General features: G+C 44.4%; 10 protein-coding genes. 8 read left to right on the top strand and 2 right to left on the bottom strand.

All coding sequences use genetic code 11. The annotated features are described in order from the left end of the window. Nucleotides 1-132 precede the first annotated feature (132 nt). The 3 genes from ahpF (at nt 133) to ACYX4N_RS12635 (ending at nt 4,075) form a co-directional block, all read left to right on the top strand. Nucleotides 133-1,731: an alkyl hydroperoxide reductase subunit F gene (gene ahpF / locus ACYX4N_RS12645; protein WP_476054265.1), complete on the top strand. Its 1,599-nt coding sequence runs from the start codon at nt 133-135 to the stop codon at nt 1,729-1,731. A gap of 306 nt (nt 1,732-2,037) precedes the next feature. Further along, a complete protein-coding gene (locus tag ACYX4N_RS12640; protein WP_476054264.1) occupies nt 2,038-2,574 on the top strand; it encodes a hypothetical protein in 537 nt (178 codons plus the stop codon). Between the two features lie 10 nt (nt 2,575-2,584). Next, nucleotides 2,585-4,075: a PepSY-associated TM helix domain-containing protein gene (locus ACYX4N_RS12635; protein ID WP_476054263.1), complete on the top strand. Its 1,491-nt coding sequence runs from the start codon at nt 2,585-2,587 to the stop codon at nt 4,073-4,075. 60 nt (nt 4,076-4,135) lie between these two features. On the opposite strand, the gene ACYX4N_RS12630 is transcribed toward ACYX4N_RS12635, so the two are convergent. Beyond that, the gene (locus ACYX4N_RS12630; RefSeq protein WP_476054262.1) at nt 4,136-4,714 is read right to left on the bottom strand and encodes a demethoxyubiquinone hydroxylase family protein; all 579 of its coding nucleotides are present in this window, start codon (nt 4,712-4,714) and stop codon (nt 4,136-4,138) included. Between the two features lie 226 nt (nt 4,715-4,940). On the opposite strand from ACYX4N_RS12630, the gene ACYX4N_RS12625 reads away from it, so the two are divergent. After that, on the top strand, nt 4,941-6,017 hold the full coding sequence (locus ACYX4N_RS12625) for an SMP-30/gluconolactonase/LRE family protein (protein ID WP_476054261.1): 1,077 nt from the start codon (nt 4,941-4,943) through the stop codon (nt 6,015-6,017). A gap of 44 nt (nt 6,018-6,061) precedes the next feature. Here the strand turns inward: ACYX4N_RS12625 and ACYX4N_RS12620 are convergent, their stop codons facing one another. Next, the gene (locus ACYX4N_RS12620; RefSeq protein WP_474807175.1) at nt 6,062-7,012 is read right to left on the bottom strand and encodes a LysR family transcriptional regulator; all 951 of its coding nucleotides are present in this window, start codon (nt 7,010-7,012) and stop codon (nt 6,062-6,064) included. A gap of 173 nt (nt 7,013-7,185) precedes the next feature. On the opposite strand from ACYX4N_RS12620, the gene ACYX4N_RS12615 reads away from it, so the two are divergent. The 4 genes from ACYX4N_RS12615 to ACYX4N_RS12600 all read left to right on the top strand — a co-directional run bounded on the left by ACYX4N_RS12615 (nt 7,186) and on the right by ACYX4N_RS12600 (nt 13,749). Then, nucleotides 7,186-8,364: an efflux RND transporter periplasmic adaptor subunit gene (locus tag ACYX4N_RS12615; protein ID WP_476054260.1), complete on the top strand. Its 1,179-nt coding sequence runs from the start codon at nt 7,186-7,188 to the stop codon at nt 8,362-8,364. A gap of 8 nt (nt 8,365-8,372) precedes the next feature. After that, nucleotides 8,373-11,498 carry an efflux RND transporter permease subunit gene (locus tag ACYX4N_RS12610; protein WP_476054259.1) on the top strand — a complete coding sequence of 1,042 codons (3,126 nt, stop codon included), beginning with the start codon at nt 8,373-8,375 and terminating at the stop codon, nt 11,496-11,498. A 188-nt stretch (nt 11,499-11,686) separates the two neighbouring features. Next, nucleotides 11,687-13,342 carry a S41 family peptidase gene (locus ACYX4N_RS12605; protein WP_474807170.1) on the top strand — a complete coding sequence of 552 codons (1,656 nt, stop codon included), beginning with the start codon at nt 11,687-11,689 and terminating at the stop codon, nt 13,340-13,342. Then, complete coding sequence (locus ACYX4N_RS12600; RefSeq protein ID WP_476054258.1) at nt 13,339-13,749, top strand: hypothetical protein; 411 nt, start codon at nt 13,339-13,341, stop codon at nt 13,747-13,749. The genes ACYX4N_RS12605 and ACYX4N_RS12600 overlap by 4 nt, the downstream gene beginning before the upstream one ends. The last annotated feature ends 148 nt before the right edge of the window (nt 13,750-13,897 follow it).

The following is a 13,897-nucleotide window of genomic DNA, read 5'->3' as shown; positions in this document are numbered from 1 at the left end:
AGAAGTGTTAGGCAGATAGTTTATAGGGAGTGGGGCTCCACTCCCTGATATTAATTTCCAATTTCCGCTTATGTTGTTGACCTATTAAATGGTTGGCGGGGATCGGCGTGTCGAAAATAAGGCAGAATAACCGTGTTAACTAAAGAAATTTTACAAGCATTGAAATCATATGCTGAGTCAATGCAAAAAAACGTAACCTTTGTCGTACAGACCGGTGAACATAGCAAGCGCGAAGAGCTTGTGAAGTTTCTGTCCGACATTGCTTCAGTAAGCGAAAAGCTAAACGTAGAAGAGCGTGAAACTAATGGTGAACTACGCAGCGCAATCAGCTTTTTATTAGAGGCTGACGGTGAAGATACTGGAATTCGTTTCTCAGGAATCCCGGGTGGCCATGAGTTTAATTCTCTTGTACTTGCTATGCTGCATGCAGCAGGCACTGAACTTAAGCTAGATGATAGTGTTCAAACACTGGTTAAAGCGGTTAAAGAACCGCTTAACTTTGAAGTATTTATCAGCTTAAGCTGTCACAACTGCCCAGAAGTCGTTCAGGCACTTAATCAATTCGCTTTGATTAATCCTAACATTAAGACCGAAATGATTGACGGTGGGCTGTATCAAAACTTAATTCAAGAGCGCGACATTCAAGGTGTACCTAGCGTTTACCTTAATGGCGAGCTATTCGCGAACGGTAAAGTTGATGGTTCAGTACTTATCAACAAACTTATCGAGCGCGACCCTAGCCTTAAAGAGGCAAATAAAGGCGACGCACTGCCGCTTCAAGACGTTACTGTTATTGGCGGCGGCCCAGCGGGTGTTGCGTCAGCAATTTACAGTGCACGTAAAGGCCTTAAAGTAGCCATTGTTGCTGAAACTTTCGGTGGTCAGGTAAAAGACACTATGGGCATAGAAAATTTGATCTCTGTACCCAAAACAACAGGCCCTGAACTTGTAGGTAACTTAATGGAGCACGTTCGCGATTACGACATCACGCTTAAAGAGCACGTACGTGTCGATAGCATAGAAAAAGGTAATATTAAAACTATTACACTTTCTTCAGGCGAGCAAATTCGCACCCGTACGGTTATTGTAGCAACCGGCGCACGCTGGAGAGAACTCGGTGTTCCAGGTGAACGTGAGAACGTAGGTAATGGTGTAGCGTATTGCCCGCACTGTGATGGTCCTTTCTTTAAAGGTAAAGATGTTGCAGTTATTGGTGGTGGTAACTCGGGTATTGAAGCAGCACTAGATTTGGCTGGTATCGTAAAATCAGTAACGGTGTTTGAATTTATGCCAGAGCTTAAAGCGGACCAGGTACTTATCGACCAAGCAGAAAAGCGCGATAACATTACCATTATTAAAAATGCGGCTACACGCCAAATCACGGCCGAGAATGGCAAAGTGAACGCAATTGAATACCAAGACCGTTCAACCAATGAAGTCCATACACGCGAACTTTCCGGTGTATTTGTTCAAATTGGCCTTGTACCGAACAGTCAGTTCATGAAGGACACGGTAGAGATGACGCAGTATGGTGAAATCATTATTGATACTAAATGTCATACTTCTGAACCTGGTATTTTTGCTGCGGGTGACGTGACAACAGTACCTTATAAGCAAATCGTTATTTCGATGGGCGAGGGGGCTAAAGCATCACTAGCCGCCTTTGAATACCTGCTTAGCCATGAAGTGGTTGAGACTGAAGACGAGAGCGAAGCTGCAGAATACATTTAGTATGTAGCATCTAACTCAAATATGTAAAAAAGCCGAACTAACTTAGTTAGTTCGGCTTTTTTGTGTGCGCTAACTTTAATTTATATCTTGGGGCTATTTTTTAATTGAAGTTGCTTCTGGTGCGCGATTTCATTCCAATTTTCACCATTAATAAGAAAACGGCATTTAAATTAAAGGTAATAATAATGATACTAGTTATCATTTGTGTGAGAATTTGTTAAATTATACATAAAGTGGTGACTATCCTTATTCTATTCAAAAAAAGGAGAGAAGCGCATCGCTTGTTTATTCATTTAAGGAATCATCATGCTTTCAGTTGCAGCAGGTGGGTTAACGTTCGCAGCCTTAGGGGTTGTTTATAAAAGCTGGCGTGAGCAAGCGTCAACTTATCTTTATTTAGGTTTAGCCGTATGGCTAGTTTCGGCGGTATTCTGGTCGTTCGTCCAAGGGTGGGAGTTTGGCGTACTATATGCGTTATGTATTCCTGCAATTCTTGTCTGGCCGTTCATCGCATTCAATCAAACGTTTTTGCCACAGCCTAAAAACGTACCTCAGCCGCGAAGCTTTGACTTTGCAAGAGGTACTGTATTGGCAAATGTTGCAAACTATTTCGTGGTACTGGTTGCTCTATTGGTGGTCAGCGTTCTAATAACGCTAGGTGTATGCGCGCTGCTTCCATTTTCTATCGCAGGGCAGTTAGCCATTGGTACGGTTCTATTGCCAGTTTTGTGGGGGCTATTCGTTTATCACTACCTTGCTACCTCTCACAAATTTAAAGTCATTGGTGCTTACGCAGGCTTGGCCGCGCTATGCGTACCAATTCTTATCTTCTTCCCCATGTAGGTGAATTTCGATGGATAAAATAACAAAACAAAATGCATTAAACGCACATACTTGGGTTGGTGTTTTTTTAAGTGTACTGCTTTTTTTAGTATGCCTTTCAGGAACGGTTGCCGTATTTCACCTAGAGTTCGAAAGGTGGGAGCAGCCTCATATTGAAGAGATGGAGAATGTTTCTCCGCAGGCGATTGAAAAAGCTATGGATAGCTTCCTAGCTAAACATACCGAAGAGTCTCACCATCTCTTTGTTGTGTTTCCTACATCCGATATTCCACGGTTGGTGGTTGAAAACGATCATGTAGCGTATTTTGCGGATAGTGAAGGTAATTTACTTGAAGAAGAAAGCGTGTCTTTCACGCAAATGCTGGTGGACTTGCATTTGTATTTAAACTTGCCGCATAGCTGGGGGATGATTTTAGTCAGTGCCCTTGGTGCCATTATATGTACCTTAGTTATTACGGGGATTATTGCCCATAAACGGATTGGCAAAGATGCATTCAAGCTGAGAAGAGGCGGTAATGGCCAGCAAGCCCAGATTGACTTGCACAACCGCTTTGGTCTGTGGGCTGCGCCCTTTCATTTAGTGATTGGCATAACAGGAACTTACTTTGGTTTGGCCGGTATTATTTTAGTGTTAGTTGCCACCGTGAACTATGGCGGCGATAGAGATGCGGTAATAAACCAAATTTTCACGCCAGACCCGGTCATCGCCCCACAAGAAGGTAAACCTGCTATTGGAAAAGCCTTCGCGCAAATGGAAACGCTCGCGCCTGAAAAGTCGCCAATTTTTTTAACCGTACACGAGGTCGGCGAGCCAGAGCAATTTATTGAAATTTATGCCAAAGCGCCAAACCGCATGATTTACGCAGAAGGCTATCGTTTCGATACAGCGGGCAACTACATTGGTGACGCTGGTTACGAAGATGGAGAATGGGGTAAGCAAATATTCTGGGCCATGTATCGTTTACATTTCGGCGACTTTGCCGGCATGACCAGCAAATGGTTGTTTTTTATTCTTGGCGTAATGCTAACTATGCTTTGCGTTTCTGGAATGGAAATTTGGCTGTCTAAAAAAGCACACCCACCTTTGGCAAGTCGGCTTTGGTATAGCATAGTCTGGGGAAGTGTCAGTGCGTTAGCCTTAACCGCGGTGGTTGATATGTTCTTTGCAGGTTCACTCATTGCAGTATTTTGGGGGTTGGTGGTGCTTAATACTGCAATGACGGTAGCAATAAAACCCTTAACTAAGCCAATCTGGTTACTAATTTCGGGGCTAAGCGTACTAGTTTTACTTATTGCTTACGTGGCTGTTCACGGCAGTGCTGCATTCACTATTTCTTCGCTACAACTAAATATTCCTATGGCGGGCTATGTCATTTGGAGCTTATATCGTTCACGCACGTTAATAAAACGCGTTAGCGCTAATCGAGCAGAAGCAAAGAATGATGGGAATGATAGTGATGCGCGGGTGAGCCAAGTTAACAGTGAAGAGGCGCGTGTTTAGAAGTTTTAAATGCGCCATGTGAGGTCTCAGTATTACATATGTAATACGTCGGTAACTCGCTTAAATGATCTTCGCAATGGAAACCGCCGTTGATGAGCCTGCTTTTACCAAGCGCCCCCACATTTTCATAGGTAGCGATGCTTTTGCGGCCATTAAGGATTCTGCCTCGTCTCTGTGGTGCTGCTCGTCCATCTGGCATCGCTTAAACCTGTCGATGACGTTCGAAGGCGGGTTAGGTTGCATCACGAGTTGGCTACACTGTTTTTCATAATGGGTATCGACAAATTGTTCGACACAGTAAATGGTATAAAAAAACCAATTTTTGCCCAACAAGCGAGGAATAAAGCCTGTCATAAATCCAGCCCCAATCCAAAGAGGGAGAATAAAGCTCCCTCTGAAACGTGGCATTTCAGTTTCGAAAATCTCAAGGTGTTGCTTTTCAGTTTTTAAGTGCTGGTAAATAAAGCCCGTAGTTTCACTTGCTGGACGCACTATTTTAAACAAACTTAGACTAAATTCAGCACATAGTGCGCCTCTATATATCCATACCGCGCCAGTTTCTCCAGCGTGACTTGCTCTTAGTTCTCTGTCTATCTGCTTAGCGTATGAAGCTTCGAGTGTTCTTGAATAAAATGACATGATGTACCTCTACTGCATTTTATTATGAAACGCGCGAACGTTATTTATAGATGCTACTTTACGAATTTGTAATGCATAAAAAGCGATGTCGAGTAAAAGGTTCGGAATAGGGCATGAGTAATAGTTGACTATTCAAAAACGAAAGGGGAGTGTTGAAACTTTGCTTGGTATGGTGAAAAAACTGAACGCCTGTAAATGGGAAGCGTTTTTAAAAGGCAAAATTCTAATGAAAGTAATGTGGTTCATAGCTATATCCATCGTCCTTTACCTACTATTGTGGCCTTTACCAATAGCGCCAGTTGCTTGGCAAGCACCCGTCGATAAGGGGTTTGAAGGCAAATTTGCAAAAAACACACGACTATCTCAGTTAACGCTCGTTAACATGGGCAATGACTATGGGCCAGAAGATTTTGCCTCGAACCAAAATGGCACGTTAGCAACATCGAGTCATTCTGGCACTATTCTTTTGAAGAAGAGAGGCGAGGATACTTTTTCCCCTTGGGTAAATACGGGCGGTCGCCCCTTAGGCATTGAATATGACAATAAAGGCAACCTTGTTGTCGCTGACGCCCACCTTGGGTTACTTAAAATTAATTCAGCGGGCAAGGTCTCTGTGCTGGTTGATAAGGTAAACAATACACCTGTCGTTTATGCAGATGATGTAGATATAGCTCAAAACGGCAACATCTATTTTACCGACGCGACCACTAAATTTCCGGCACAAGACTTTGGGGGTACCCTTAATGCTAGCTTGCTTGAGATATTCGAACACCAAGGTAATGGCAGGTTAATCGAGTACAACCCCGACACTGGCAATAGTGTAATACTCATGGATAAGTTGGTATTCGCGAACGGTGTGGCAGTTAGTCACGATGAGCAATCGATATTGATTAACGAAACCGGAAAATACCGTGTGCTGCGTTATTGGCTTATGGGACCAAATAAAGGTCAAGTCGACGTGCTTATTAATAACTTGCCAGGCTTTCCAGACAACATCAGCCGTGCAGATAATGGCAACTACTACATTGGTCTTGCGTCGCCGCGCTCAGCCCCTGTCGATATGCTGTCTGATAAACCATTTATTCGAAAAATAGTACAGCGCCTTCCCGGTTTTATGCGTCCTCAAGGGCAGTCTTATGGGCACCTTATAGAATTAAGCGAAAAAGGTGAGATAGCACAAAGTTGGCAAGACCCTACCGGCGCTTTCCCCTTTGTGACAGGCGCGATAAAAACTGATGAGGGGCTTTTTATTAGCAGTCTCACGGCTAAGAGCGTTGGGCTTTTGCCGGTGCAGCATCAGTAAATATAAAGTATGCAAGCGAGTTAGATAGAGGGAAGCGCATTGCTTTAAGTACGTGCGCGATACATATTTTCAAAGCCTTTTATATTACTTTCCCAAATAGGGACTTTTTCGCCAATATATTCACGCACTGCGTTGAAAAAAAGCAGTGTCCTTTTTGGCAGGTCACGGTGGGGATAAACGGCGTACATGCCGCTGTATTCGGCCAAGTGTGTATCCGTGACTAATGGGATCAACTCTCCTTTTGCAATTTCATCACCCAGAATAAAGCACGGACCTGCAAAGTAAGCGTCACCGGTTAGTGTTTTCATTATTAATACTTCACCATCGTTGGCGCTAAACACACTTTTCATTGGCTGAGTGCACGGATGACCTTGCTTGTTAAAATAGTGAATTTCCTTAATACGCGCGTTCGCGCTAACAAAGGTAGCTGCTGGCAGGTGCTTAAGGTCTCCAATTGTTGAGGGCATGCCGTAGGTTTTTATAAATGCGGGTGCCGCGGCAATGATCATCCTATTTGGGGCTATACGCCTGGCAATGAACGAGCCGTCTTTAGGCTCTCCCACACGAAAAGCAAGGTCGATGCCTTCAGAGACTACGTCTGCCACTTTTGAGTCTAAACGCAATTCTATGTCGACTTGGGGGTAGTCTTTTTGAAATTGATTGATAACCGGTTGCAAATAACGCCGGCCTATTAGCGGAGCTGCCGCTATCTTCAGTAGACCCGTAGGTTCACTGTGAAAGTTTTCTGCCACGGTAAAGGTATCTTGCATTAGCATTCTAAGCTCAGACGCCTTTTTTATCATTTCGCCACCGGCAGCGGTAAGAGAAATCGAACGTGTGGTTCTATTAAGTAAACGAACACCTAAATCATCTTCTAGCTTGCTAATTTGTTTTGACACTACAGAGCGATCAATCTTCCTTGATTCTGCGGCTCCCATTAGTGAGCCATGTTCAACAACGTCTAAAAATAAAAGTAATCGGCTTGCTGTGTCCATTATCGTTCTCAGTTTAATTTGTCTTTTACGGCTATCTCATCAAAGGCTTACGCCAAACTTTAATTCTTTGTTGCAAAATGGGCAACAAATTGATGTCTGAATGCGTGTTTTTAGGCATTAATTGACGCTTTATACTTGCCGCAATTTGGTACACAAAGATTGGGAGAGTGAATATGAAAGCAGCCATAACCTCAGGTTTAATAATTGCCACATTTCTGTTTTTACAGGGCTGTGGGGCGGGAAATAATGCTACAGCGGTCGAGGAAAAAATGCCTGCTGTGGATGTAGCGCCCGTTGCCGTTCTCGCTGCTCAGTCTTGGAAAACCTATACCTCTCGCCTTGAAGCGCCAGAAGTCGTTCAATTAATGCCGAGAATATCAGGCATTGTTGAGGAGGTGCGCTTTAAAGAAGGAAGTAGGGTAAGTAAAGGGGGTGTGCTTTTTACTATCGATGATGAACAGTTTAAAAGTCGAGTGGAAACTATAGAGTCACAGATTGCCGGTGCTGAAGCAGCACTGGCTCAGGCTAAAAGTGAGTTTGAACGAGGAGAGCAGCTGGCCGCTAAGCGGGTGCTTTCGCAAGAACAGGCCCTCGCTCGTCAATCCACTTATCATCAGCGCCAAGCTGAATTGTCTGCGTTAAAAGCGCAGCTTCACAGTGCTCAGCTCGACTTATCCTATACAAAGGTCACTGCGCCTATTTCAGGAATAGTATCTCGCGCCTTTATAACTCAGGGCAACAATGTGGTTAGCGCGCAATCCGTTCTCACTTCGATTGTTTCAGACGCAAAACGCTACGCCTATTTCGACATTGACGAGCGAACGTGGAATGCATTTTTTGCTTCTGATTCACAACCTCATTCACAGGTAGCAATGCAGTTACTTGGTGAAAGCGAATTTACACATATAGGCGACATCGACTTTGTCGATAACCAAATTGATAGTCAAACAGGTACGCTTCGCGTTCGTGCGGTGTTCGAGCAGAGCAATAACAACCTGAAAGCTGGCGCATTTGTCAGAGTGAGGCTTCCTCTAGGCGCCCCTGAAGAGAGCGTGTTTGTACCTGAGACGTCATTGGGTACTGATCTTGAAAACAAGTTTGTACTGACCCTTGATGAAAACAATGTACTGCAATATCGCAAAGTAGATATTGGTGAACGATTCGGCCAGTTCAGACAAATCAAAAATGGTTTATCAAAGGGTGAAGTCATCGCTATTCATGGCGCCGGAAGTGTTTCAAGTGGTGCTAAAGTAGCACCGAGGAAATCGCAAATCGACGTAGGGAAAAGCAGTTTGTTGGCTGCTGATTTCCCCGCTGCCAGTTTATCTGTAGCGACTACGGCTAAGCGTTAGGAAGTGCTATGAAGTTTTCACATTTTTTTATAACACGTCCAATCTTTGCTTCAATGATCTCTTTGGTGTTTGTCATTACCGGGCTTATTGCAATGAAGCAATTACCTGTTAGCGAATACCCTGCGGTTGTGCCACCAACGGTGGTCATCAACGCAAGTTACCCAGGCGCGAATCCAACGGTTATCGGGCAAACCGTAGCTACACCTATTGAGCAAGAGCTTAATGGTTTAGAAAATATGTTGTATCACTCTTCACTAGCAACTAGTGATGGAGGCTTAACAATAACTGTAACCTTTGCCTTAGGGACAGATTTAGATGTCGCGCAAGTACAGGTCCAGAATCGTGTAAGCAATGCGTTATCCCGCTTACCTGAAGAAGTGCAGCGCTTGGGGGTTACCGCTGAAAAAGCGTCTCCTAATCTCGCTATGGGCATACAGTTGTATTCGCCAGATGGCTCTCTGGATGTAAGCTACATTGCAAATTATGCCGACATGTACATTATCGACGAGCTTAAAAAGCTACCTGGCGTTGGCGACACCATGCTAAATGGCGGTGCCAAATACGCTATGCGCGTGTGGCTAGACCCTGATGCGCTTGCAAGTCGAAACATTACCGCAGGTGAAGTTTTTCAGGCTATAAGTACGCAAAATAAGCAGATTTCTGCGGGTGCATTGGGGGCACAACCTGCCCATGAATCTATTCAGTTTCAAACACTGCTTAATGTAAAAGGCCGCTTGGAAAGCGTTAAAGAGTTTGAAAATATTGTACTTAAGGTTGGCGATAACGGCCAGTTAACCCGATTGGGAGACGTGGCCAGAATAGAGCTTGGCTCAGAAAACTATGCATTAAGAGCTATGCTAGACGCTGAGCCCGCGGTTGGTTTACCTGTTTTTCAGCGCCCGGGTTCAAATGCAATCGCTTTATCAGACGATGTGAGAGCAACCATGGCACGGTTAGCGCAAAATTTTCCTCCTGGAATGGAATACAATATCGCTTACGATCCCACGCTGTTTGTACGCGGCTCGATTGATGCCGTTATTGATACCTTATTCGAAGCTATTGTCTTAGTGGTCATTGTCGTCATTTTGTTTTTACAAACATGGCGCGCATCTATCATTCCGCTGATTGCTGTTCCCGTGTCTTTAATAGGCACCTTTGCGGTAATGCACCTGCTCGGGTTATCGATTAATACCTTGTCTTTGTTTGGCCTAGTGCTCGCTATTGGTATTGTGGTTGATGATGCGATTGTTGTGGTTGAAAACGTCGAGCGAAACATTGAAGCTGGTTACGATCCGCTAACCGCAACTAAGCGTGCTATGTCTGAGGTCAGTGGGCCCATTATCGCTATTGCCTTTGTGCTTTGTGCGGTATTTATCCCCACGGCTTTTATTACCGGTGTAACCGGTCAATTCTACAAACAGTTTGCCGTAACCATAACCATATCAACCATTATATCTACCATTAATTCACTTACGTTGTCCCCTGCGTTATCGGCGCTGTTGTTAAAAGGTCACGATGCGCCAGACGATAAAATTACCCTGTTCCTTAATCGTTTACTTGGGAAAAGGTTGTTTACGCCATTCAATAGAGTATTTGACAAAAGTGCGAAGTATTATGAGGCTTTTGTCGGCAAATTATTGGGTAAACGCGGTGCGGTAATGGTGGTGTATGTTGCATTGTTAAGTGCAACTGGGGCTTTATTTTCTTCTATTCCCGGGGGCTTTATTCCCCAGCAAGACAAACAGTACTTAATCGCAATTGCACAGCTGCCTGATGCGTCTAGCCTCGACAGAACTGAAGACGTCGCCGTAGAAATGCAAAAAATTGCGTTAGACGTACCTGGGGTGCTGAATACTGTAGCGTTTCCGGGGCGCTCCATTAACGGGCCAAGTAACAGCCCAAATAGTGCAATGGTGTTTGTTCCACTTGAAGACTTTGATAAGCGTCAGAGCGAGGATATGACGGCGTCGGCAATTGCGGCGAAACTTAACAAGGCGTATGCCGATATTGACGAAGCATTTGTCGCAGTGTTTACACCGCCCCCGATTCTTGGGTTAGGCTCTACCGGAGGATTTAAACTGCAGTTAGAGGATAGGGGGAACGTGGGCTTTGAGAAAATGTTTGCCACGCTTCAAGAGGTTATAAAAGTGGGTAACGAAAACCCGGCGCTAAGCGGCTTATTTTCCAGTTTCCGTATTCAAGTGCCCCAAATGAATTTAACAATCGACCGGGAGCAAGCGCTTATACAGGGTATAGATTTAGAGGCACTTTTTACAACGCTACAGGTTTATTTGGGCTCTGCTTACATAAATGACTTCAACATGTTTGGACGCACTTATCAGGTAACTGCACAGGCAGACAGTCAATTTAGAGAGCGTGAGGAACAAATACTTAGGCTTGAAGTTAAAAATGCTCAAGGAAATATGGTGCCTTTAGGCTCAGTTGTCTCGGTGGAACCCATTACCGCGCCAGATCGCGTTCAACATTACAACGGATACATTAGCGCCGAATTAAACGGTAGCCCAGCACCAGGGTATAGCTCTGACCAAGGAAAGGCGGCAATAGAGGCAGTGTTAACTCAGGTCTTGCCAGCGGGTATTGATTATGAGTGGACGGATATGACCTACCAGCAAATACTAGCCGGTAATACTATGGTCTTTGTGTTTCCTCTTATTATTATTTTCGTATTCATGGTGCTGGCCTCTCAGTATGAGAGCTTACGCTTACCGTTAGCCATCATCATGATAGTGCCAATGACAATATTATCCGCATTGTTTGGTGTATTTATTTTGGGTGGTGATAATAATATATTTACCCAAATAGCGTTGGTCGTCTTAGTGGCGCTTGCCTCTAAGAACGCCATACTTATGGTGGAATTTGCAAGGGAGAAGCAAATGGACGGTATGCATTATATGGACGCAATTATCGCCGCCTGCCGTCAGCGATTACGCCCAATTTTAATGACGTCGTTCGCGTTTACCGCAGGCGTAGTTCCGCTTGTGTTAGCCAGTGGTGCAGGCGCGGAAATGCGTCATGCGATGGGTAACGCAGTGTTTTTCGGCATGATTGGCGTTACGGTGTTTGGATTAATATTTACGCCTGTGTTTTACGCGCTTTTAGCTAAAAAACACTGACCTAGCGCTTGGCTTAAGGGCAGTGCCACGCCCTTAAGCTAACGTTCGTTGATTTTACAATTAGAAACATTTTAAACTTTTGTTATGTAGTTAGGTTTATAAGGATATGTCATTATCGGCTATGCTATTGTTTGAGTATTGAGCTGTAGGCCTTAGTTAGCCATTTACAATAAGGACATGTTAGAACTATGAAAGCGTATGTGTATTCTTCAGTTGCATTAGCGGTGACGATTTCTCTATTAGCAGGGTGTGGGGGAGGTGGTGGATCATCTAATTCCTCGCCAGTAGCTACAACACCAACGACTCCCGTTACCTCTGAGCCTGAGTGGGAAGCGGGTGTCTATGAGCCACAATCTGACTTCATCGCCAAATGTGAAACGCCAAGAACTGGAATCGACCCTTTTACAGGAAGTGCTTATCCAGATACCCAAGGTACTGCAATGGATGAAAAGCTCTGGCTGCGTTCTTGGACTAACGACACCTACTTATGGTATGACGAAGTAGACGACAACGACCCAGAAAACTTTTCAGTATTGGCATACTTCGACCAGTTAAAAACCAATGAATTAACGCCAAGCGGCACGCCTAAAGACAATTTTCATTTTTCACAAGATACTGCTGAATATAACGAGCTATCTCAATCTGGCATATCGTCAGGTTTTGGTTTTGATTGGGAATTTGGCTCAAACACGGTACCAAGAGAGCTAACGGTGCGGTTCACAGAGCCTGGTTCACCTGCTGCTGCAGCGAATGTGCCGCGAGGCGCTAAGGTTGTGAGTATTAACGGCGTTGATTTCGTTAATGACAATACCCAACAAGGTGTAAACGCTTTAAACGATGGACTGTTTCCTGATGATGCCGGAACCACTACGAGCTTTGAGTTTGAGCTGATTGACGGTACGACTATGTCTGTAGATATAACTTCTGCTGATGTGAGCGAAACGCCGGTGCAAAACGTTAAGGTGTTCGATACCGAAAACGGTAAAACAGGTTACTTCCAATTTAATACCTTCATTGTTACCGCGCAGGAAGGGTTAATCGAGGCATTTGATACCTTTGTTGAGCAGAATGTAACCGAGTTAGTCATGGATCTGCGTTACAACGGTGGGGGACGTTTGGCGTTAGCTTCTCAGCTTTCTTATATGGTAGCGGGTCCAAATCAAACGAACAACGCTACGTTTGAAACTTTGCAATTTAACGACAAGAACCCAACGACTAACCCTGTAACCGGCGACAATATTAGTCCTACGCCTTTTTACAGCAATGTTATCGATTACAACGCCGGACGGCTTACCGATACGTTACTACCGAGCCTTTCACTGACTCGTGTTTACGTAATTTCAACAGATGCAACCTGTTCAGCCAGTGAAGCGGTAATGAACGCGCTTCGAGGCATAGATGTAGAGGTGGTACAAATTGGCTCTACAACGTGCGGTAAGCCTTATGGTTTCTATCCTACAGACAACTGTGGTGAAACTTACTTCACTATTCAGTTCCAAGGAGTGAACAATAAAGGCTTTGGTGATTATGCCGACGGCTTTATGCCAACCAGTACTCCAAACTTTGATTTTGAACTGCCAGGATGTGAAGTTGAAGATGACTTTACTGCTAGTTTAGGCGACCCGAATGAAGGTATGTTGTCTGCAGCACTAGAATTTGCAGCTACGGGCGCATGCCCTGAAGTGGTATCGGGTAACGGCACGGCTGATGTAAACGCACTGCGCAGTAATCAAAGCGCGCTAGTGGGTGAAAAGCTTATTCCTATCGATACGCCTGAAAAGCGCAGAGAAAACTTTATTTTACACAACAAGATCAATCAGCTTGTTATCAAGGAACAAGAATGATGGCTCTATTCGGTAAAGGCAAAAGCAAAGGGCTGACAGTTGCAGCCCTTGCTATAGCGCTATCATCGGCATCTGGCTGTGCTGCAACCAAGGAGACTGAGCTGCATAAAGCAATCACTAACAGCACGAGTGCAAGCCAAAAGCAAACTATTGAAAATACCATCAGCAACTGGTTCGGCGGTATATCCATCACTGTTGCTGATAATGCATTTAGCAGCGCTTCAAGCATTACAATTGAACGGAAAGCGAAGGTAGATAGCAGAGGTTTACCCGTTGAAGGAAGGCATGACAACCCTGTGTACAGCTTTACGTTACTAAGTGATGGCAAGCACTGCTTGCTGCGAAATGATCAAACTGGTGAGCTTGCTAAACTTGAAAATGTGGAGTGCTACCCAAATCACGACTGAATGTAAACGTATAGCTTGGGTACATATAGCCTGGGTACATATAGTTTGGATACTAAAATAGTAAATTGAAATACCGCAATGCTATTGCTAAAAATCACAAAAAAAGCCCGATGTTGAAAAGCATCGGGCTTTTTTATTTTTAGCGTTT

It is taken from the genome of Alteromonas sp. ABH4_452 (assembly GCF_056311825.1).
This window is presented reverse-complemented; position numbering and strand designations above follow the sequence as displayed.